The 20,678-nt window shown below is 60.2% G+C and carries 18 protein-coding genes; 7 read left to right on the top strand and 11 right to left on the bottom strand.

Translation table 11 applies throughout. The annotated features are described in order from the left end of the window. Window positions 1-6 precede the first annotated feature (6 nt). The 3 genes from def (at window position 7) to QEN43_RS13855 (ending at window position 3,160) form a co-directional block, all read left to right on the top strand. Complete coding sequence (def, locus tag QEN43_RS13865; RefSeq protein WP_317963320.1) at window positions 7-600, top strand: peptide deformylase; 594 nt, start codon at window positions 7-9, stop codon at window positions 598-600. Between the two features lie 12 nt (window positions 601-612). Then, entirely contained in the window at window positions 613-1,776 is a 1,164-nt protein-coding gene (locus QEN43_RS13860; RefSeq protein WP_317963319.1) for a pyridoxal phosphate-dependent aminotransferase, read from the top strand. A gap of 742 nt (window positions 1,777-2,518) precedes the next feature. Continuing rightward, window positions 2,519-3,160 (top strand): glutathione binding-like protein, encoded by a 642-nt coding sequence (locus QEN43_RS13855; RefSeq protein ID WP_317963318.1) that lies wholly within the window; start codon window positions 2,519-2,521, stop codon window positions 3,158-3,160. A 308-nt stretch (window positions 3,161-3,468) separates the two neighbouring features. Here QEN43_RS13855 and QEN43_RS13850 read toward each other — a convergent pair whose 3' ends face one another. Both QEN43_RS13850 and QEN43_RS13845 read right to left on the bottom strand, forming a co-directional pair. After that, window positions 3,469-4,518, bottom strand: coding sequence for an NADP(H)-dependent aldo-keto reductase (locus tag QEN43_RS13850; RefSeq protein WP_026610979.1), 1,050 nt, complete (start codon window positions 4,516-4,518; stop codon window positions 3,469-3,471). A gap of 96 nt (window positions 4,519-4,614) precedes the next feature. Beyond that, window positions 4,615-5,412 (bottom strand): class I SAM-dependent methyltransferase, encoded by a 798-nt coding sequence (locus QEN43_RS13845; protein WP_026610980.1) that lies wholly within the window; start codon window positions 5,410-5,412, stop codon window positions 4,615-4,617. Between the two features lie 374 nt (window positions 5,413-5,786). Between QEN43_RS13845 and QEN43_RS13840 the strand changes: the two genes are divergently transcribed. From QEN43_RS13840 to QEN43_RS13825, 4 genes are read left to right on the top strand one after another with little or no spacing between them, the layout of a single operon-like run. Continuing rightward, window positions 5,787-6,341: an NAD(P)H-dependent oxidoreductase gene (locus QEN43_RS13840; RefSeq protein ID WP_036269636.1), complete on the top strand. Its 555-nt coding sequence runs from the start codon at window positions 5,787-5,789 to the stop codon at window positions 6,339-6,341. 10 nt (window positions 6,342-6,351) lie between these two features. Then, the gene (locus QEN43_RS13835) at window positions 6,352-7,446 is read left to right on the top strand and encodes an NADH:flavin oxidoreductase/NADH oxidase (protein ID WP_051331837.1); all 1,095 of its coding nucleotides are present in this window, start codon (window positions 6,352-6,354) and stop codon (window positions 7,444-7,446) included. Window positions 7,447-7,483: 37 nt separating this feature from the next. Next, window positions 7,484-7,705: a hypothetical protein gene (locus tag QEN43_RS13830; RefSeq protein ID WP_026610983.1), complete on the top strand. Its 222-nt coding sequence runs from the start codon at window positions 7,484-7,486 to the stop codon at window positions 7,703-7,705. Between the two features lie 10 nt (window positions 7,706-7,715). Then, the gene (locus tag QEN43_RS13825) at window positions 7,716-8,561 is read left to right on the top strand and encodes a carbon-nitrogen hydrolase family protein (protein WP_084162458.1); all 846 of its coding nucleotides are present in this window, start codon (window positions 7,716-7,718) and stop codon (window positions 8,559-8,561) included. Window positions 8,562-9,046: 485 nt separating this feature from the next. Here the strand turns inward: QEN43_RS13825 and QEN43_RS13820 are convergent, their stop codons facing one another. The 9 genes from QEN43_RS13820 to QEN43_RS13780 form a co-directional block, all read right to left on the bottom strand. Further along, window positions 9,047-9,922, bottom strand: coding sequence for a dienelactone hydrolase family protein (locus QEN43_RS13820; protein WP_317963317.1), 876 nt, complete (start codon window positions 9,920-9,922; stop codon window positions 9,047-9,049). 13 nt (window positions 9,923-9,935) lie between these two features. After that, window positions 9,936-10,748 carry an ABC transporter ATP-binding protein gene (locus QEN43_RS13815; RefSeq protein WP_026610985.1) on the bottom strand — a complete coding sequence of 271 codons (813 nt, stop codon included), beginning with the start codon at window positions 10,746-10,748 and terminating at the stop codon, window positions 9,936-9,938. Window positions 10,749-10,761: 13 nt separating this feature from the next. Further along, entirely contained in the window at window positions 10,762-11,589 is an 828-nt protein-coding gene (locus tag QEN43_RS13810) for an ABC transporter permease (RefSeq protein ID WP_026610986.1), read from the bottom strand. 116 nt (window positions 11,590-11,705) lie between these two features. Then, window positions 11,706-13,796: an MFS transporter gene (locus tag QEN43_RS13805; RefSeq protein ID WP_317963316.1), complete on the bottom strand. Its 2,091-nt coding sequence runs from the start codon at window positions 13,794-13,796 to the stop codon at window positions 11,706-11,708. An 11-nt stretch (window positions 13,797-13,807) separates the two neighbouring features. Continuing rightward, a complete protein-coding gene (locus tag QEN43_RS13800; protein WP_084162178.1) occupies window positions 13,808-14,896 on the bottom strand; it encodes an ABC transporter substrate-binding protein in 1,089 nt (362 codons plus the stop codon). A 112-nt stretch (window positions 14,897-15,008) separates the two neighbouring features. Next, window positions 15,009-16,085, bottom strand: coding sequence for an ABC transporter substrate-binding protein (locus QEN43_RS13795; RefSeq protein ID WP_036269088.1), 1,077 nt, complete (start codon window positions 16,083-16,085; stop codon window positions 15,009-15,011). A gap of 30 nt (window positions 16,086-16,115) precedes the next feature. After that, window positions 16,116-17,651 carry a DUF3138 family protein gene (locus tag QEN43_RS13790; protein WP_051331841.1) on the bottom strand — a complete coding sequence of 512 codons (1,536 nt, stop codon included), beginning with the start codon at window positions 17,649-17,651 and terminating at the stop codon, window positions 16,116-16,118. A 63-nt stretch (window positions 17,652-17,714) separates the two neighbouring features. Then, on the bottom strand, window positions 17,715-19,232 hold the full coding sequence (locus QEN43_RS13785; RefSeq protein WP_026610989.1) for an amidohydrolase family protein: 1,518 nt from the start codon (window positions 19,230-19,232) through the stop codon (window positions 17,715-17,717). 724 nt (window positions 19,233-19,956) lie between these two features. Beyond that, on the bottom strand, window positions 19,957-20,634 hold the full coding sequence (locus QEN43_RS13780) for a hypothetical protein (RefSeq protein ID WP_036269091.1): 678 nt from the start codon (window positions 20,632-20,634) through the stop codon (window positions 19,957-19,959). Window positions 20,635-20,678 lie beyond the last annotated feature (44 nt).

The following is a 20,678-nucleotide window of genomic DNA, read 5'->3' as shown; positions in this document are numbered from 1 at the left end:
ATCGCCATGTCGAATCTCTCTCTACGGCTGAAAATCGTCCAGGCTGGCGAACCCGTGTTGCGCCAGCGAGCCCGGCCTTTGAGCGCGGAAGAAATCCTGAGCAAGGAAATTCAGGACTTGATCGAACACATGCGGGAAACCCTCCGAGATGTACCGGGCGTCGGCCTCGCCGCGCCCCAAGTCGGTCTGCCGCTGCAACTGGCGGTGATCGAGGACCGGCAAGAATACCAGACCGGGAAACTCAGCGAGGAAGAACTCGCGGTGCGGGAACGAGTGCCGATTCCCTTCCATGTCATCGTCAATCCGGAAATCGTCGAATATTCCCAGGATACGGCGACCTTTTACGAAGGCTGCCTGAGCGTGGCCGGATTCCTGGCCAAGGTCGAACGGGCCCGGTCGGTGCGAGTGACCTGCCTGGATCACCGTGGCCAGCTACGGACTATCGAAGCCCGCGGCTGGTACGCACGCATTCTCCAGCACGAGATCGATCATCTGCACGGCCGGCTGTACCTGGACCGCATGGACTCGCGTTCTTTCAGCACTTTCGAGAATTACGATCGATATCGAGACGATCGCGTGGTCGCGCCCGAGGCACCATAAGCGGAGCCTGCCATGAATTTTCCGCTCTCCCGCCGCGTCTCGGACCTCCAGGCTTCCGATATTCGCCTCATGACCCGCGAGTGCGAGCGGGTGGGCGGCATCAATCTCGGCCAGGGCTTGGGCGATTTGCCTGTTCCCGCGCCGGTGCGGAACGGAGCGTTCAAGGCGATCGCGGCCAATCGCAACAGCTATTCCCAGTCGGAAGGCATCGCCGATTTGCGCCTAGCGATCGCGGCCAAGCTCCTTTGTGACAACGGCCTCGAAGCCGATCCCGAGCGGGAAATCATTGTCACTCATGGTGCGACCGGAGCTTTTTTCGCCGCCCTCACCGCCCTACTCAATCCCGGCGACGGCATCCTGCTCCCGGAACCCTATTACGGCTACCATCTCAACACCATCCGCCTGTGCGGGCTGGAGCCTCACTTCCTGACGCTCCGAGAGCCCGCGTTCGAGCTGGAGGAAGCGGCTTTGCGCGCCGCCGTGCGTCCCAACACGCGGGCGATCGTTCTCTGCACACCGTCGAATCCCAGCGGCAAGATGCTGAGCGACGAGGAAATCCGTCGCGTGGAGCGCGTCGCCGCCGAGCACGACCTGCTGGTCATCACGGACGAAATCTATGAATACATCACCTACGACGGCCGGCAACACATCTCTCCGGCCACTGTCGGCTCCCTCCGGGAACGTACCATCAGCATTTTTGGATTCTCCAAGACGTTCAGTATCACAGGTTGGCGACTGGGCTACGCCGTGGCCCCGGAACCCTTGGCCGCCGCCATCAACCTGGTCAACGACCTCGCCTACGTCTGCGCCCCCACGCCCTTGCAATACGGCGTCCTCGAAGGATTGCAGGCCTCGCCCGAGTATTTCGACCAACTCCGGATCATCTACCAGCAAAAGCGCGACATCTTGTGCGAAGGATTGGCGGCGGCCGGAATCGAGCCGTCGGTCCCGAGCGGCGCGTACTATGTCCTAGCCGACATCGGACGCTTTGGCTATCCGAACGCAAAGGCCGGCGCACTTTCCCTCCTGGAGCAAACCGGGGTAGCCGCTGTGCCCGGGAGCGCGTTTTATCGCAGCGGCAAGGGCGAGCATCTCGTCCGATTCTGTTTTGCGAAGGACGACGCCATCCTGCGAGAGGCGGTACGCCGCCTGCGGCGTTTTCGTCCCGCGGATTAGAGGCAGGAATGCTTTTGTCGTTTTAAGCCACGTAGGTCGTTGAAAACGTCGGAGCGTTTTCATCTCTGATGTGCACCCGAATAAGGAAGCTGCCTTCGGCAGCAAGTTAAAGTTTGAAGCGGGTCTCGCCCCGCCGGCGAGTTACTTTTGCTAACCCCATTCCTGAGGTTAGCCCTTCGGGCCAGCCTCCGCCTGTCCAAACTCGCTCCTGTCGAGTTTGTCTTTGCGTGCCTAAAGACAAATGTGTCGGGAACACATTTGGACGCGCGGAGAGCGCCCGAAGGGTTCGCACCAGGGAAGGTGCGAATCCAAAGTAACCCAAAGAAAGGGCACCCGTATGGCGCGCTGATCCTGCGCGCCATACGGGACGATTCAGAAGTGCCTTGACATCTGAGTATGCTCTAGCCGAGCCCAAACTGCGCTTGGTCTAGGCAAGGTAAAAGCCGCCGGGAAAACCGTTTTTCCTGGTCCTCTTGGCTCGGTCCCGCCGTCGCTTCGCTTCCGGTCGCTCACGAGTGTCGACCCAGCAACATCTCACCAACAGCCGATGCCTCCGAACGCGCACATGGTGTCGATAATCAGCTGAAAATCCAGGATTCGCGCCATCTTGAACATGGCACGAACTCTGCTCCTTTCCAACCGAGGCGAAGATGAGGTGCGTTAAGGCAGGGACTGCGGGCGCCATGGATTCAGGACGAATCTTCGCCTTTCCGCGCAACCCCTACTCAGCAGGAGACGTTTCATGCCTACGCTTTTCGTCGCACCCGGTGCCTGCTCCTTCGGAGCCCATGTCGTACTGAAGGAGCTCGACATTCCGCATGATATCGCCGTGGTTCCGCTCCGCACGCCCGATTCGCCGATCTTCAAGGTCAACCCCTTGGGCCGGGTACCGGCTCTGAAACTGGACTCCGGCGAAGTGCTCACCGAAAACGGCGCGATCCTGCCTTTTCTCGGCGATCTCAAACCCGAGGCGGGTCTGTTCGCACCGGTGGGTTCGTTGGAGCGTGCCCGCATCCAAGAATGGATCGGCTTTCTTAATTCCGACCTGCACCGGGCTTTTCGTCCAGTGAACCGCCCGGAATTGTTCCATCCCGATGCTTCCGTCCACGAGGCCATACGAGCCAAAGGGTTGGAGCGATTGGTCGATCTGCTCGAGTTCGTGGACAAGAAGCTGGAAGGGAAAACCTGGGTTGTCGGAGAACGCTTCACGATCGCCGACGCCTATCTCGGCGTATTTTGGTCCTGGCTGAAGCGGAGCCGGCCGGAGTTACTGTCTTGGCTGCCCAATCTATCCGCCTTCGGCAGCCGCTTCGACGCGCGTCCATCCGTGCAAGCTGCCTTGGCGGCTGAGCAAACTCCAAGTGAGCGACAAGCCGCGGCATGAGTATCGGAGACTGATGGTATCGAGCTTACATGGGATAGAAGCTTGGGCAGCAAGTGGCAGTCGATGGCTCTCGATTCAATAATCCAAGGATGGCCACCATTCAAATGTCACTCTCGAATCGCCCCACGGCTCATGCCCGAGCGTCGCCGGTGGGGCGAGACGTGATTCAAACTCACCGACTGGCAAAGGCAGCTATCTTTTCAAACCTACGTCCGCGGTGAAAACGCTTTAGGACATCTGTCGCACCGCAAGCAAGCCTTCGGCGGCGCCTTGGCCGATTGGCGCCGCCTTCCTTTTCCCGGCAGCCGTCAAGGCGCCGGATTCGGATAGTTGGCGTGGATCGCCTCGATGCCTTCGAGGACGCCCAAAGGCAATTCCAGATCGATGCTGGCGATGTTACTACGCAACTGTTCCAGCGTGGTGGCACCGATGATGGTGCTGGTGACGAACGGCCGGCTATTAACATAGGCCAAGGCCATCTTCGCCGGATCGAGATCATATTCTCGCGCCAACGCTACATATGCCTCCACGGCCTTTTCCGAATTTGGGCCGCTGTAGCGCGAAAACCGCTCCCACAAACTGAGGCGCGCACCCCGGGGCCGCGCACCATTCAGATATTTGCCGGATAACACCCCGAAACCCAGCGGCGAATACGCGAGAAGGCTTACGTGCTCGCGGTGGGAGAACTCGGCGAGACCGATTTCGTAGGTCCGGTTCAAGAGATTGTAGGGATTCTGAATGCTGGCGATGCGCGGGCCGACGCCGCGCTCGGAGAGCTTCAGAAATTGCGCCACGCCCCAGGGCGTTTCATTGGACACGCCGATATGGCGGATCTTGCCCGCCCTGACCAGATCATCCAGCACTTTCAGGGTTTCTGCGATCGGCACGGTGATTTCGTCGGCTACATGGGTATAACCCAGTCGGCCGAAATGGTTCGTACTGCGATCCGGCCAGTGCAGCTGGTAGAGATCGATGTAATCCGTTTGCAGCCTCTTCAGGCTGCCGTTGACCGCCTCTTCCAGATTCCTTCGGTTGAAGTGCGATGCGCCGCCACGAATATGGCTGGCTTGGGACAGCAACTTCGCCGGCCCGGCCGCCTTGGTGGCGAGAATCACCTGGTCGCGCTTTCCGCTGCGCTTGAGCCAAGAGCCGATGATGCGTTCGGTTGCGCCGTAGGTCTCCGCCCGCGGCGGCACCGGGTACATCTCCGCCGTGTCGATGAAATTGATCCCGGCGTCGACCGCGAAGTCCAATTGTTCATGGCCCTCCTTCTCGGTATTTTGCTCACCGAAAGTCATGGTGCCGAGACAGATGCGGCTCACTTCGAGGCCGGTACGGCCCAGGGGATAATATTTCATGGAATGTCACTCCTTGGTTTATCGAAAACACGATAGGTCTTTACGAGCATAACTGCCCGAGCGTGCGTCACGGACGGATAAACGCCGCCTTCCCGCTCATTTCTTTTCTGCCACGGCAAAGATCACATTGCGTGTCAGCACGATGCCCTCCGGACGGCGATATTTTTCCAGCTCGAATTCGATCTCCCGAATGGCCGCGGTACGAAGAAATTGCGGCAGTCCGCTCAGAAAATGGCCGAACGAACTGGCATTGGAAAAATGAATCACTGTCCCCGGGCTGTCGAAATAATCGGTGAAACTCCGAATCTCGACGGTTCTCACCCGGAATCCGGCTTGCTCCAGCAGCGCCGACAGTTCCTCCGAAGTCACCTTGTACGGCGGCGTCTCCAAGGCGTCCGGGTACCGAGCGTAAGGCGGACGCCTAAGCACGGTTTGCACGATCCTGTCGAGCTCGTGAGGCCGCTCTTTGGAAGCGGTACTGATGCCGAGCCGCCCGCCGGACTTCAGCACACGGTAAATTTCGGCAAGGCTTTGACGTTTCTCCGACAGCCAGTGAAACACGCTGTTGAGGTAAACCGCATCGAAGCTGTTGTCGAAGAAGCCATCCAGACGCTCGGCACGCCCGACTTGAAACGAGAGATTGGTGGAGGCTCGGGCGCGTGCGATCTCGATCCGCGTTTGCAGCGGATCGATGCCCACGACATGTCCAGCTTTGCCCACTAGGCCCGCGACGTATTCGGTCAGCCGGCCCGTGCCACAGCCTATATCCAGAACGCGCCAGCCCAGTCCAAGACCGAGCGCCTGAATCAGAAGTTTGCCGTGCTCGTATTGTTTATCACTGAGATCCTCGTACTGCCTGGCCAGCGCAGGAGTATCGAGAGTCAGGGTCATCATCGCGCGTCGCCTCCGTGTGAAGTTTGTATGTACGGAAAGAACAGAACGCCGCCTCGTGGCGCGCAATATGTTTCGGCAGAAATCATGCCAGCACCGCTGATACCGTTAAGAGCCCATCCTGGCAGGCCGGTCGGAGGGTTTCTCGAGCCTAGTCGGATCGACTCCAAAGCGCGCAAGCGAAAGCGGCCGCGGTCCCGCATGCGCACTGGTCCTGCAGCGTTCTGCTGCCGCTCAGGCAGCCTCTCATCACGTCCTGCTGCAAGGACAACACCGATCGGGCATAGATCTTTTGAGTCGACAGCGAACCAGTTATGGCACTCTTTATGCTCCAAATCGTCCGTAAACTCTTTTCGATTCGACTTGGGAGCGTGAACATGAAAATTACCGGCATATCGGGCAGCCTGGGCAGCCCGTCTCGGACCAAGGGGCTAGTGACCGCGATCGTGCGTCAATTAGAGGCGAGGTTTCGAGTCAGGGCTCATATCGCCGATCTCTCGGAAACGGCGCCATTGCTATGGGCGTCGGGCTTCGGTAAGGACGGTCCTGTCGAGATCAGAAACCTTCTAAATCGGATCGAGTCGTCCGATGTGCTGGTGGTAGGCTCGCCCGTTTACAAAGGGGCTTACTCCGGGCTTTATAAGCATACCTTCGACTTGGTGGACCGCAACGCTTTGCGCGGCAAGATCGTCCTCCTTGCGGCGACCGGCGGCAGCGATCAGCACGCGCTGGTAATCGAGCACCATCTGCGGCCGCTGTTTGCCTTTTTTGGTGCCCACACCGTTCCTATTGGGATCTACGCCAATGAATCGGACTTTGCCGATTACGACACGATCGCCAACCCAGCCATTCTGATCCGCATTGAACAGGCCGTGGACCAGGTCGCATATCTGGCGGGTCGATCGGCCGCGCCGGCGGCGGCCGTCGCTTGAGGGAACGGCCATGGCGATTCCCGATCCAAAATCGGTCATCCGGCCCCGACTGTTTTCCCGACTGGCCCTGCGCGGCGTCGAATTCCGCAACCGTGTTTTCCTGTCGCCCATGTGCCAATACGCCGCCAGGGACGGTTATGCCGGCGACTGGCATCTGGTCCACTACGGCGCACGAGCTGCAGGCGGGGTTGGGCTTGTGTTGCTGGAGGCCACCGCGGTCGCGCCCGAGGGCCGTATCAGCCCGGCCGATCTGGGGTTATGGTCGGACGATCACATCCCTTCCCTGCGTAGGCTGGCGGACTTCATCCAAGCCCAAGGCGCCGTAGCAGGCATACAGCTTGCTCACGCCGGCCGGAAAGCCTCTTGCGACGTGCCGGCCAACGGCGGAAAACCCTTGCCGCCCGAGCGCGGCGGCTGGCCGATTTTCGGTGCGAGCGCTCTGCCCTTCTCTTCCGTTCACCCGACGCCGAGGGAATTGGACGAAAAGGCCCTGGCCGACATCGCCGAAGACTTCGCCAGGGCTGCCGAACGTGCGTTGGCTGCCGGATTCAAAGTGGTCGAGATCCACGCTGCGCATGGCTACTTACTGCATTCTTTTCTCTCGCCCCTGAGTAACCAGCGAAACGACCGTTACGGCGGGTCCTTTGAGAATAGGGTGCGGTTTCCGCTGGATGTGGTCGCGGCGGTTCGGGACGCGTGGCCGGAGCATCTGCCCCTGTTCGTTCGAATCTCTGCCACCGATTGGGCCGAGGGCGGCTGGGACTTGGACCAATCCATCCGCTTCGGAGATCAGCTCAAGGATTTCGGCGTGGACCTGGTGGACGTCTCGTCCGGCGGTTTACTTCCGGATGCCGTTCCGCCACTAGCACCGGGCTATCAGGTGCCGTTCGCCCAGGCAATCCGGGCACGGACAGACATCGCCACCGGTGCGGTTGGCCTCATCACCGAACCGCAGCAGGCGGAAGCGGTGATTACCTCGGGTAGCGCCGATGTCGTATTCCTCGGCAGAGAACTGCTGCGCAATCCCCATTGGCCTTTACACGCTGCGGCCGCACTCGGCGAGGAGGTCGACTGGCCGACCCCGTACATCCGAGCTCGCGGATAAGCGCAACGACTGCCCCTTCTTACACTTCGCAATCGCCATGGCCATCCAAGACACCCAACTCGTCCGCACCGGCGTCAGGATAAGCCGCCTGGCTGCTCCAAAATCCCGCCGTCAAGGCTCCGATTATCAGCTCGCGTACCCTGGAGCCACAGGACTGCACCTCCATGCCCTAAAGATCAAACTGACGCGCAAGATATTCGATATGCTCGACGACATCTGGCCGAGTCCGAGCTGCGAGGCGTCGGAAGCTTATGCCTAGTGAGAACATCATGACCCAAACACTCATCGCTGCCGTACAACTGACTTCCACCCCGGACGTGGCCACCAACCTGGCTTCGGCCGGATCTCTGATCGAACGAGCCGCCGATTCCGGCGCCCGGCTGGTAGTCCTCCCGGAAAACGTCGCCCTCATGGGCCACAAGGAAACCGACAAGCTCGAAGTGGCGGAAACCGAAGGCAGCGGGCCGATCCAAGATTTTCTGGCGGAAATCGCCGCGAAGTACCGGGTCTGGCTCGTGGGTGGCACGATCCCGATTCGGGCACCGTCAGGCAAAGTCTACGCCGCCAGTCCCGTTTACGACGACGAAGGGCGACGGGTGGCACGTTACGACAAGATTCACCTGTTCGACGTCGACGTACCCGGCAGCCGCGAGCAATACCGGGAATCCAACACTATTGAGCCGGGTGACACTCCGCTGGTGTTCGACACGCCGTTCGGCCGCCTCGGGGTTGCCGTTTGTTACGATCTGCGTTTCCCCGAATTGTTTCGGTATCTCGCGGCGCAAGGTCTCGATATCCTCGCCCTGCCGTCGGCGTTTACCGCCGCCACCGGCAAAGCGCACTGGGATGTCTTGGTACGCGCCCGCGCGGTGGAGAATCTCTGCTATGTCGTTGCCGCGAATCAAGGCGGCACTCACCCGAACGGGCGAGAAACCTACGGCCACAGCATGGTGGTGGATCCCTGGGGCTCGGTGCTGGCCCAGTTGGGCACCGAACCTGGCGTGGCGCTCGCCGAAGTATCGTTACGCCGAATCGAGGAGGTGCGGACGACGTTTCCGTCTTTACGCCACCGTCGCATAGGCGTCGATCGGACGTTTTCCGCCAGAGCAGGCTGATTCTTGCGTCTTCTGTAGGATGTGCTGAACAAAGTGCAGCGCATCGTTCGCGATGGGACTCGGCGAATGGAAATGCCTTGGACGATGTGCCTGGTTACTCCTCGTCTCTACGCCTCCAGTGCTCTTTCACCTTCGAAGGCTAGATAAACCTTACGGAGTTTGGCCCTCGCGTCAACGGTGGTAAGCCACCAACCCTAAAAACCGGCTTAGAACACCGGATCATCGTTCCTCGAACTCAGTCATCGAGAATCGACACAGCATCAGCTATGCCAGACTTCCATCGGCTAAAGCGCGTCACCCTGGCAGGGATTGCCGGTGTCCAGGCGATATGGATGTAAACGCTTCACTGTCCTTAGTTTCTGGATTCCGGCAATCCCTGCCGGAATGACGGTTTTCCAGGTTGACGTCGACACGTGTGCCCAGCGAAAGAGAATAGGCCATCCATCCTTTCCCGATGAAACCGTTGTTCCGGATGAGTCGAACCCTCACACGCCGTGCCGCCTAAACCAGTCCTGCAAACGCCGCCAGCCGTCCTCGGCAGGCTCTTTCCGGTAACTGGGGCGGTAATCGGCATAGAAGGCGTGGGGAGCATCCGGGTAAACGTGTATTTCGGACGTTCCTCCCGCACACTTCAGCGCCGCTCGCATGCGTTCCACCGTTTCGAGCGGAATGCCTTGGTCCTGGCCGCCGTAAAGTCCCAGCACCGGCGCCTTGAGTTCGCTGGCCACGTCGATCGGGAACTTCGGGGTGAGTTCGGTACGCTCGCCATCCAGGCGTCCGTACCAAGCGACGCCGGCCTTTAACTTGGGTTGATGGGCGCCATACAGCCAGACGATACGCCCACCCCAGCAAAAGCCGGTGATCCCGAGCCGCTCCAAGTCACCGCCGTTCTTGCCCGCCCAATCGACGGCGGCATCCAGGTCCGCCAGCACTTGGGCATCCGAAACCTTCGACACCACTTGCGCGCGAATGGCTTCAATGCTCTCCAACTTGGACACATCGCCCTGCCGGAAATATAGCTCTGGCGCGACGGCAAAATAACCAAGTTTAGCGAGGCGACGGGTGATGTCCTTGATATGTTCGTGGACGCCGAAAATTTCGTGTACCACCAGAACGACCGGATGCTTGCCGGGCCCTTGCGGCGCCGAGCGGTACGCCGGCAGAACACCGTCTTTAGTGGGTATTGCGACAGCGCCGGAAACTAACCCGACGCTGTCGGTATGAATCACGGTTTGCGCCGTTACCGGCCGCACCGCCAGTGCGAAACCGGCACTCAACAAACCCGCGATGAAACCGCGGCGACTCAAGGGTCGTTCGCCCAAGACGTCGGACGGCTCATCGAATAGTATGGTCTCCGCCATGATCCACTCCTTCTCAATAGGCCACCCCGCCATTCACCGCCTTGAGCGCCGGCTTGCCGGCATGGGGTGTGAATCCGCTGATTTCCCGCAGCACTTCGTCCTTGAGCCGCACGAATTCACGATCGGCTCGATCGCGGGGATGATCCAGGAGGACGGGTACGATGCGCTTGATACGGCCCGGCCGGGCATCCATCACCACCACGCGGTCGGATAGGAAAACCGCCTCCTCCACATCATGTGTGACCATGATCATGGTGATTTTTTCCCGGTGCCAGATCCGGTGCAATTCGCTCTGCAAGTAAATCTTGGTCAGGGCGTCGAGGGCACCGAAGGGTTCGTCGAGCAGCAGGATTTCCGGCGTGTTGACCAGGCCGCGGGCGATGGCGGCCCGCTGCGCCATGCCGCCGGAAAGCTGATGGGGATACGCCTGTTCGAAACCGGTCAGACCGACCAGATCGATGTGCTCTTGAATCAGCTTGCGCCGCTCGGCCGCGTCCAGGTCGGAGTTCAACAGCCCGAGTCCGACATTCTCCCGAACCGTGAGCCAAGGAAACAACCGATGCTCCTGGAACACGATTCCTCGGTGCAGGCTCGGACCCGCGACTCGTTCGCCGTCATGAAAGATGTCGCCCTGATAGTCGGTTTCAAGGCCGACGATCAGGCGCAGCAGAGTGGATTTGCCGCAACCGCTCGAGCCCACGATAGCGACGAATTCCCCTGGCGCCACCTCCAGATTGATGTTCTCAAGGACACCGAGCTTGCGTCCGCCCTTGACCTTGTATTGCTTAGAAACCTTGCGAATGGCCAGTGTGCCGACTTTCGACATGTGCGCGCTCCGTTCAGACGAAAGAAGACCGCCAGCGCAGCAGACGGCCGCGAGCCAAGCGGAGACTCAGACTGATACCCGCTCCCACCAGTCCGGACAGGATGACGCCGACGAAGACGACATCCATTTCCAGGGATTCCTGGGCGCTCTCCATCATCGAGCCGAGGCCCCCGGTGGCGTTCATCAGGTATTCCGCACCGATGGTGGCCAGCCAGGCATAGAAAAAGCCGAGTTCCAGGCCATTCAGGATCGCCGGGGTGGCGGACGGCAGCACGACGCTGCGGATCAGCCGATAGGGCGGGAACATCAGCACCTGCGAGACCTCGATCAGATTTTTCGGCACGCCGCGAATGCCTTCGTAGGTATTGACCACTACAGGAAAGAACACCACCAGGGCGATGAACGCGATCTTGGCGGAATCGCCGAGCCCGAACCACACGGAAATCAGCGGAATCCAAGCGAAAGGCGCGATCTGCCGGAAGGCCTGCAGCGTGGGTCCGAGCACGCGGTCCAGAATGCCGGAGAGCCCGATCGCGAGGCCGACGGACAAACCGATCACGGAGCCGACGGCCCAGCCGCCGATCATGCGGATCAGACTGAGTTTCAGGTTCTGAAGGAGCAAGCCTTCATGCAAGGAACGAGCGAAGCCCTCGAATATCAGCGAGGGGGAAGACAGCAGGACCGGGTTGATCCAGCGAAAATGAGCGGCGATCTCCCAGATCCCGATCAGCGCCAGAGGAATCAGCCATCCCCGGTAGCCGGCAACGCTCGCGGACAGGGTCGACCGTTTGACCAACCAGCGTTTGGGAAGACTCAGGATTTCCGTGCTTAAAGCAGACATTGTGCGACCTCCTTAGTTGAAGAAAAACGTTCCGGCTCCCGCCCCTTCCGGAGCGGGTTGCCCGTTTTACGCCCAGGCGCCGGGCATTTGCCCTGGCGATATGGGACAGAGATATCTCATCGTGCGACCGATGGCCGCCACCGGGTCAGGTACCGCTCGACCAGCCGCAGCAGCTGATCGAGGATCAGCCCGACCGCGCCGATCACCAGGATCGTGGCCAGCACCACGTCCAGCTGGAAAAGCTGTCGGCCCATGACCATCAAGAACCCGATTCCCTCCGATGAAGCCATGAGCTCGACCGCCACCATGGCCTTCCAGGCGTGGCTCAGGGACAGACTGATGCCGGAGAAGATGGGCGGAATGGCGGCCGGAATGACGACCTTTCGCAACAGCTGCCGGCGGCTGAAACGAAACACCCGGGCCACTTCCACATAGCCCTTGGGAACCCCGCGAACCCCTTCCAGCGTGTTCAGGGTCACCGGAACCACGCAGCCGATGGCGATGACCACCACCTTGAGTGCTTCGTCTATGCCCAGCAAGACGATGAGGAGAGGTATCCAGCCCAGCATCGGCACGCTGGCCAACGCCTTGAAGATCGGGCCGAGATAAGCCTCGACGCTGCGCGACAGGCCCATGGCGAACCCCAGCCCCAAACCGGTGCCGCCGCCCAGGGCGAACCCCTGGAACACCCGGCTTAGGCTGATGCCCAGATTGGTCGCGATTTCGCCGCTGGAAAAAAGGTCGGTGAGAGTGGCCCAGACCATCGCCGGCGGCGGCAGGATTTGCGGAGATGTCCAACCGTAATGCGCCGAAAGCTGCCACAGGAACAAAAGAGCGGCGGGAAACAGCAGGTAAACGGACAGCCCGAGTACTCGGCCGAGCACCGACGCCAGCGCGGATACCGTCCAACCGAGGACGCGAGCGGTTCGCCCGGGTTTCTCGCGATAAAGGGTGAAGATCGCAATGATGGTCATAGCCGTCATAAGCCCAATGAAAATGTGTTGAAGAGGAATCCACTGGCTCGCGAAGCCCCCGCCCAGGGTACCGAGCATGCCCCCAAGAGGGCCAGATAGCGTGGAAGCGCCCGCGACGGTCCCGCGCCCCAGCTTTTCGCTGACAGCGGCCAACCGAACCATGTTGGCGATGCCAAGCATTCCGAGACCGATACCCAAGAACGCTCCGCCGATCTGGAGATGCAACAGCTCTCGTCCAGTCCCTAGGAACAGGAGACCCAGGACGGCACTGCCGAAGCTGAGCCCGTAAAAAAGCTCCCGCCCGAGCCTGCACAACAAGCCGTCCAGCAAGAACAGCGCGCTCATAAAGCTGAACCCCTGGATCGCGATGAGATGCGTGGCCGCTTCCCTGGACGCGTGGAACTGCTCGAGCGCCAGCACCACGATGAACACCGTGTAAAACATCAGGGCGGCATGGGATGCCAGATCGATCAGGCTGGTCTCGAGGATCTCGGGATGTCTGAAAATCTTCGCCAGCCGCCGCAGTATCGGCCCGGATTCTTCCGCCGTCCGCCGCCGGCGGGCCTCGCACCGTCCGCTCAGAACCCCCGGCGCCAGCGTGATCGGCAGGAGGAACACCAGGGCGATGACCCAATAGGTGCGCTCGTAGCCGATCCAGCTCACCAGATAACCGCCCAGCATCGGCCCCAAAACGAAGGCGCCGCCCAGTTGGGCTCCCCGCAGCCAACCCGCCTTTCGGCCGCCCGCGGCTACCAAGTAATGGAAGAACTCGCTTTGAGTGGATACGAAGCGCATGGGCATGAAAAAGCTCGCCGCAGCCGTGGCCGCCAGGAGCCACCAGGGGGAATCGGTCCCGGCTACCGCCGCATGAATGGCAGCGGCGGCGAGGCTCCCGACTACGAACAATGCGCGTGGTCCGTAATGGCCGACGGCGAGACCTATGGGAATGCTGACCAGGGCGATCATCAACGGCTGCGTGCCGGTGATCAGGCCGATTTCCCCTTTGCCGGCGCCCAGGGCCAGCGCGTACAGCGGCGTCGCCGCCTTAACCATCCCGATCGCTAGCCCGCCGAGCGCCACCAGCAACAGGAACCGGATCAATCGGCCTTCCGACTGGAGCCGGACGGCGGCATGGGCCGGCCCCCGCCCTGTCCTGAACGAGGCCGGGCCGACCGCCTCGGCCGCCGGACTGGCCGGTAATGTAACCCGCTTGCGTCTCGTGTTCGCTGCCACTGTCGTCGAACTCAATTGGAGGCGTGGAGCGAACCGGCGTTCTGCCACGCTTCCGCTCTTTCAGGCTGCCAGTGGTTCTCCAGGTTGAGTTCCTTGAGCGCGGCTTCCAGATAACTCCGGTCGAACCATCGATCCAGGTCGATGTCGCGCTTCAACAGGCCGAAACGCTTGGCGTCCGCTATGGACTTCCGGTAGCTGGCCACGAACCATTCGTCGATGAGCGGCGAAAGGCGAGTATGGAAATCCTGCTTGGCGTTGTCCTGCTCCCAATAGCGGAAAGGGAAACCGGACTTGGCCCACAACTGATACACCTGGGTGCGGTTCTTCTCGTCCTCTGTCCACAACGCCGCTTTCACCAGAGTCTTGACGACTCGCTTGACGATGTCCGGATACTTCGCGGCAAATTCTTCGGTCACCGTCACACCGGTCGAGCAGCCGTACTTGCCGCCGTTGTCCTCCTTGGCACTGTAGACGATCTTGGCGAGACCGCGATCGCGCACCGAAAACAGGTTATTGCCGCCGAAGGCCAGTTCCACGTCCTTGGTGGCGAGAGCCGCGGTGGAGGTGGCGGTGTCCATGTTGTAGACCTTGAGATCTTTTTCGCTGAGACCGTTGGCTTCCAGGGCTCGATTGGCGGACAGCTGGGTGCAGGTACCCTTGAAGATCGACACCTTACGGCCTGCGATGTCCTTGATCGATTCGGCGGTCGAATCTTCGGTCGCCGCCAGATAGAAAGTAGCTCGGCGTCCCGCGGCCATAATGAACTTGGTTGGCAGACCGTTGGCCTTGCCGATGATCTGGGGCAAATCGCCCTGCCAGGCAAAATCCAGCAGGTTGTTGGTGTAGGCTTCGTTGACACCGGGCCCCGCGGTCTTGAAGAAGTGCCAGCGCACCTGAATACCGTCGGCCTTGAACTCTTCTTCCAGCATCCCTTTCGAATGAGCGGTGGCGATCCAGCTGCCGCCGACCTGCGGCCGTCCACCTTGGCCGACGCTGGCCACGCCGAAATTGATGACTTTGGGCTTATCTTCAGCAAAGACGGCGCCGTGTAGGGTGATGGCGGAAAATGCCGCCAGTTTGAATAGCTTCGGAACTCTCATTGCACACTCCAAATGACGTTCAAACGATCTCGTTCAATCATGGTTTCACTTGTCCGCGGCGTCTCCGCGCCGTTTGCCGGGAGCGGCTATCGCCTGATCCCGGCTTACGAACTCATTCCTTCAACTTCCCCTCGGCATCCTCGGGTATCCAAAAATCCTGTAGATTCAGTTCGGTCAGGGCCGCATCCAGATAGCTCCGGTCGATCCATCGGTCGAAATCGATCCGGCCGCGCACCAGTCCGAACTTCCGGGCGTCCTCCAGGGCTACGCGGTAGCGGTTCAGCTGAAAATCGTCGATCAGCGGAGAGAGTTTCCGTTTCAGATCCTGGGTATCCCATTCCTCTTTGTAATGCGCGAAAGGCACGCCGGATTTCGCCCAGATTTCGTAAAGCTCGTCGCGATTCGCTGGATCGGCGGCCCAGTGCGCAGCCCGGACGATGGTCTTGACCACCCGCCGGGTGATGTCCGGGTATTTGTTCGCGAACGCCTCGGTTACGGTGAAGCCAGTGGAACAGCCGTATTTGCCGTCGTCCTCACTCCCCGAGTAAATGATCTTGGCGAGCCCCTGGTCACGCAGCGACAACAGGTTGAAGGCCCCGAAGGCCAGCTCCAGATCGCCGCTGCCAAGGGCGGAGGCGGAAGACAGACCGTCCATGTTGTAGACCTTGAGGTCTTTTTCCCGGAGTCCGTGGGCAGCCAGGAGCCTCGCGACCGACAGCTGCGGACAAGTGCCCTTGTGGATGGCGACGCTGCGGCCCTTGATGTCCTCGATCCTCGATGCGGTGGAATCCGGCCTCGCCGCGAGATAGAAGTGCTGGCGCCGGCTGCCGCCCAGGATGTACTTGACCTTGAGGCCGCTGGACCGGCCGATGAGCTGGGGAAGGTCGCCTTGCCAGGCAAAATCGAGCAAGCCATTCGAATACGCTTCGTTAACGCCGGGCCCCGCGGTCTTGAAGAAATGCCAGTTGATCTTGATTCCGTCGGCCTTGAACTCTTCTTCCAGCCATCCCTTCACATGCACCACCGAAGCCACCGAACCGCCCACGAAAGGACGTCCGCCGAGACCGATGGATGCGACCCCGAAATTGATTTCCTTCGGCACTTCTGCCCCTGCTCCTCCAATCCAGCCGAGGAAGAGGACGTTTGCCAACCAGATCAACCGTTTCAACATCGTTACCGGTGTTTTCATCGGATACTCCCAGTGGTTTCCACTCAACCGTCAAAAGCCGAACTGAATTTGTGCCAGGAACTGGTCGTTCCTTTCGAGGTTCCGGTCCTCCAGGATTTGGTGGTAGTAGTTCAACTGGAGCTTGGTGGTTTCCGCGAAAAAGATGTTGATGCCGGGCGTGAGATACTGGATCTTGTCGTTGGCGTTGCGGATATCGGGATCCCAACTATCCCAGCGGAAAAACACCTGGTAGCTCTTGGGCCACCAGTCGTCGTAGCGACCTTGCGAGCGGTAGCTCTTCACGAACTGAGCGCCGAAGTTGTAGAAAAGCGTGGCGGTGAAGGCCTCACCCTTGCGCATGTAATTCTTGGGCGACTTGGTCTTGAACGGCGAAATGCCCGGATAGACCTCGTCCCAAGAACGAACCCATTCGAAGGTCAGGCCGATCGGGTTGTGGTTGTAGGAAAAATCGAGACCGACCCGGTTTTTTTCGCCGTCGTCGAGCAGCACGCTTGCCGTCGTCGTTCTCGAGGCATCGGTGTAATAGGTTTCTCTGACGTTCTGGGTACCGAAATAGAACGACCCGCCGATCTTGATCTCACGCAGCCAGGAGTTGTAATCCACGGGTGCGGTGAATCCCAGATGGCCGATGAAATCCTTGGCGCTATTGTCGTCGCTGCGGTTGGCACCGTTGCCGTTGACCACACCGATGGCGTATTCGATGATGGGCGCCCGGTAGTTGGATCCCCAGTCGACCTGCGGGAACAAGTCGCCACGTGCGATGAAACCGATCTGCCGAGCGGCGAGGCCGGTGGCCGGTATGCTGAGGCTGCGGCCATCCTTGGTCGTTACCGGAATGCTCGCACCGGTGAACAGCGCGTTCTGGATCAGAGGCTTGAGATCTTCGGTCGCGTTGACTTCCAGACCGAAAGGCAGGAGCTGCTGACCCAGCGTCAGTCTCAACCTCGATTCCTCAAGGTTGATGGTGGGAAGAACGTCATAACTGACCTGAGCGTCCAACAGGTTGGCGGAAGCCACGCCGGTCTGCGGCGAAGCACCGAAGCTGACGCGATAGAGGAGGTTACGGCCTTCTTCGTAATCCCGGTACAGATTGCCGGAAAAAGAAATCAGCGCCGTGCCGATGTCGAACGAGTTATCCCGCCGTACCACGTCGCCACCGGAGAACTTCGCTTCATTCCAGCCGTAGCGGGCCTGAACGGTACCGCCGATGGTCAGGGCGCGCGTGCTCAGGGCAGTATGGGTCTCGCGCTCACGCTGCCACTGCCATTTGAAGTTTTCGAGGTCTGTCATCAGACCCTGGATGTCGTCTTGGGTCGCCGGTACCACGCCTTCGACCGGCGCCGCGGCCGCAGCCGCGGCTTCCGCTTGCTCTACCCTGGCTTGCAGCTCCTCCATTGTCTTCTGGAGCTGCTCGATTTGTTTTTTCAACTGGGTAATTTCCGAGGGGTTCGTGACCGCCGCGCCAGTGCCCGGCACCAGACCCGCCGCGAGAACGACCCCGGCATATCGTGCCGTTCTCCGAAAGACCTGTCGTCCTCCCGAGTTTGCGAGCTGTGGGTATGTCATCTTCTCGTTCTCTGTATGCGAATGGTCGACCGGCCGCCTGTCGACGGCCGATCCAAACCCTGGCTACGCGGCCTGCTTGATTTTCTTTACGGCACCGTCGATGGCGGTTCCCTTGAAGAAGTCCGGATTGGTCCCGGCGTAGAAGTTGTACGGATGGGTGTACACGAGATCGCGGAAATCCTGTTCCGACAGCGCTCCGTTCTGCACCAAGCGATAGGTGTCGGCCAATACTTCGGTCAGATCGGGAACGTCCCAATGCCCGCTGTCGGAAGCCCAGAACGCGTTCAGCCTCGTCCCCAGAACCTTCTCGTTGAACGCGAAAGCCACCGTGGGATCGTCCGCTTCCGCGCCGAAATAGAAGTTGGGCACGAAACGGGCGGCGATGTCTTCCACTTTCTCGATGCCCGCGGCCGCGAAATCGTCCAGGCGATCCGGATCTTGGGCACGGAAATTGTTCGCCCGTCCCAGAGCACCGCCGATCAGCGCGTCACTATCTACCAACGGCTTACCGCGCAGCACGTCGCCGCCATATCGGTTGAACAGTTCCACCAACAACTCCTTGTCCACATTGGCCGGGTTGTAGTTCTCGATGGCGCGACCGTTACGCTTCTCCCAATGGCCCACCAGATCTGCGAACAGGTTCGCCGCCCAAGCCGCACCGCCCTCGAGGAGCCCGACACGAAGAGCCGGGAAGCGACGAGTTACTCCGCCGAAGAACAGAGCCTTGGCCAAGGCGTGAGAGGCGTCGGCGAAATGACCGATATGGTTATACATGTAGTTGGAAATAGAACGGCGGGCGGTCCAACCCATGCCGGCGGAATGGGTGGTGAGGACCACTTTGAGCTCGACTGCCTTGGCCCAGAACGGGTCGTAATCGTATTCGCTGTCGAGTCCGTAGGTATCTACCCAAAAACCGTTCTGCGCGACGTCGGGATGCTGGTCGCGGGGATATTTGTCGGCGAGCGCCTTGATCGGACGGTTAATATATCCAGGAATGAGAGCGGCCTTGAGGCCGAGCTCCTTCACTACGTATTCCAGCTCCGCTATACCCTCCTCTGGAGTGTGCAGCGGAATCGCGGCGACCGGGGTCAAGCGATCGGAATAATTGCGGAACAGGTCGGCATTGAAGCGGTTCACCGCGCGAACCACGACCCTGCGCAATTCGGGATTGCCGATATGCGGCGCGAAGGTCGCGATGTTCGGATAGAGCACGGCGAAATCGATACCCGCCTCCTGAATCCGCTCGTGAAGCAACGCCGGCAGGCTGACGGTGGCGAGATCCAGGGTATTCTTGGTCGGCAGCGCCCACCACGGCGGCCGAGTGCTACGCTTGGCGCGGCGCTCGTCCCAGCTCTGGTCATACCAGGCATTGCCGAGATAGCCGAAACCGCGCGCTATGGCAGCCCGGAACTGCTCCACCGCGGTCCCGCCGCCCTCCTCGGCGATGTATTCTTCGAGTAACGGCGTATATTCGATGGTATGCACATCGGTATCGATCACTGGGTGATCCAATTGGTGGCGAATCGCCAGGGATGGAGACCGCTTTTTCTGGTAGGCGATATACGATGGAGAGTTGCTCATCGAAGGATTCTCCTTGTCATCTGCTAAGGTTTACGAACGCCGCGTGTCACGCGGACGCAAGCCCTAGTGGCAGGATCGATGCCAACTCTTATCTTTTTGATTTTTTTTTATTTTTTTCTTTAAAGCCAGTCTGAATGCCCGATCAACAACATGGGCTGCTGTCGGCGTGTTTCCGTCGCAGCAGCCTCACGGACGGCGCGAAACCAGCTCGGCTCACAAGCGATGAAACGGCACGTCGGTGTCGTGTCGTCTGGCGAGATCGGCCAGCCGTCGCCTCGGTCCCGCAGTCTGCCGGGGAAGATCGAAGGCATCCGTCCGGAACCCGAATGGCCGAAGGCTCGCACCGCGCGCAAGGGGCGGTAAGCGTCTGCATGAGACCCCGATTGCCACAACGGCTATGTCTCGACCTCGATGCCGTGCCGTAGAGCGTTTCCGACTGGCATTGACGGCGTAGGGGACAGCTTAGTGACCTTCGGTGCACGGAACGAACGAATGAATTCGATCCTATCCGCGACCTGAAAACGCTCTGGGACGCGCTTGGCCGCAATCCTTTGCCAACCCGGCTATCCGCCGATCCGCGCCGCTCGCCGGGGGAGCACTGTGTTCGCCGAGTCCTTCATATGAAAAAAAAGAAGCCCGCCGAAGCGGGCCGAACCAGAGCATGAACGAAACAACCACAAGTGAAGGTAAAGTCAGCTGCAAGGCGTAGCGTGTCCAAATCCGATCAGTGCAGCGGCGAGAAGATTACGCTTTCGAGAAACCTGTTTGCCTCCCTTTCAGTTTCCTCGCCCCGAAGCCTGGGCGCCACGCGGCGATTGATTTTGTTGAAAAATCCGTGGACCACGACCGTTCGGTTATCCGGGTGTCGACAAAGAAAGCCACGGTTGAGAAATTCCAAGTGGCCGCCATTATTCTGGCGTGTCGTGCGCCGCTCCGCCTGTACGGCCTCGAATCCGGCGCACAGAGCTCCGTGTAGCGAGTAGGGAACAGTCTTCAAATCCAGGAGCTTAACCCTCGGCTGCCCACGGAAACGGTCGCTGAGGAAATTCAGCGCCGCCTTCGCGAAACCGGACTCGTCGGCAGACACTGTTCCGCCAGCCGGCAACGCCACCACCCCGAGCGAAGCCTGCGCGAAACTTTTACCGCCCCGTTCCCGCCCTTCGGAATCGGACGACCGGACATAAACCACACTGTCGTAGGCATATTCGGCCACGGTCCAATCTTTTCCCCGCGGCGGCTCGATCGTGAAACCATACCCTCTGAGCCGGCCCTGCCCGTCTGCTATGGGTTCCGTGGGCCGCTTTCCGGCGCAACCCCACATGAGCGGCGCCAGCATGGCCAGCAGCAGAAGAAGGGGCAAACTTCGCACGCGGGTACCGGCCAGAAAGATTGAATCGCTCATGGATCTCGATATTGAAAACGCCGTGTTGGTGTTGAACCAAGCAT

Source organism: Methylocaldum szegediense, from assembly GCF_949769195.1.
Lineage (GTDB): Bacteria > Pseudomonadota > Gammaproteobacteria > Methylococcales > Methylococcaceae > Methylocaldum > Methylocaldum szegediense.
Note: the sequence above shows the minus strand (reverse complement) of the source record. Positions and strands in the feature narration are given on the sequence as shown.

What these genes read in the sequence shown, in the direction of transcription:
- def (WP_317963320.1), top strand. Translation starts at nt 7, where the DNA reads ATGTCGAATCTCTCTCTACGGCTGAAAATCGTCCAGGCTGGCGAACCC.
- QEN43_RS13860 (WP_317963319.1), top strand. Translation starts at nt 613, where the DNA reads ATGAATTTTCCGCTCTCCCGCCGCGTCTCGGACCTCCAGGCTTCCGAT.
- QEN43_RS13855 (WP_317963318.1), top strand. Translation starts at nt 2,519, where the DNA reads ATGCCTACGCTTTTCGTCGCACCCGGTGCCTGCTCCTTCGGAGCCCAT.
- QEN43_RS13850 (WP_026610979.1), bottom strand. Translation starts at nt 4,518, where the DNA reads ATGAAATATTATCCCCTGGGCCGTACCGGCCTCGAAGTGAGCCGCATC.
- QEN43_RS13845 (WP_026610980.1), bottom strand. Translation starts at nt 5,412, where the DNA reads ATGATGACCCTGACTCTCGATACTCCTGCGCTGGCCAGGCAGTACGAG.
- QEN43_RS13840 (WP_036269636.1), top strand. Translation starts at nt 5,787, where the DNA reads ATGAAAATTACCGGCATATCGGGCAGCCTGGGCAGCCCGTCTCGGACC.
- QEN43_RS13835 (WP_051331837.1), top strand. Translation starts at nt 6,352, where the DNA reads ATGGCGATTCCCGATCCAAAATCGGTCATCCGGCCCCGACTGTTTTCC.
- QEN43_RS13830 (WP_026610983.1), top strand. Translation starts at nt 7,484, where the DNA reads ATGGCCATCCAAGACACCCAACTCGTCCGCACCGGCGTCAGGATAAGC.
- QEN43_RS13825 (WP_084162458.1), top strand. Translation starts at nt 7,716, where the DNA reads ATGACCCAAACACTCATCGCTGCCGTACAACTGACTTCCACCCCGGAC.
- QEN43_RS13820 (WP_317963317.1), bottom strand. Translation starts at nt 9,922, where the DNA reads ATGGCGGAGACCATACTATTCGATGAGCCGTCCGACGTCTTGGGCGAA.
- QEN43_RS13815 (WP_026610985.1), bottom strand. Translation starts at nt 10,748, where the DNA reads ATGTCGAAAGTCGGCACACTGGCCATTCGCAAGGTTTCTAAGCAATAC.
- QEN43_RS13810 (WP_026610986.1), bottom strand. Translation starts at nt 11,589, where the DNA reads ATGTCTGCTTTAAGCACGGAAATCCTGAGTCTTCCCAAACGCTGGTTG.
- QEN43_RS13800 (WP_084162178.1), bottom strand. Translation starts at nt 14,896, where the DNA reads ATGAGAGTTCCGAAGCTATTCAAACTGGCGGCATTTTCCGCCATCACC.
- QEN43_RS13795 (WP_036269088.1), bottom strand. Translation starts at nt 16,085, where the DNA reads ATGAAAACACCGGTAACGATGTTGAAACGGTTGATCTGGTTGGCAAAC.
- QEN43_RS13790 (WP_051331841.1), bottom strand. Translation starts at nt 17,651, where the DNA reads ATGACATACCCACAGCTCGCAAACTCGGGAGGACGACAGGTCTTTCGG.
- QEN43_RS13785 (WP_026610989.1), bottom strand. Translation starts at nt 19,232, where the DNA reads ATGAGCAACTCTCCATCGTATATCGCCTACCAGAAAAAGCGGTCTCCA.
- QEN43_RS13780 (WP_036269091.1), bottom strand. Translation starts at nt 20,634, where the DNA reads ATGAGCGATTCAATCTTTCTGGCCGGTACCCGCGTGCGAAGTTTGCCC.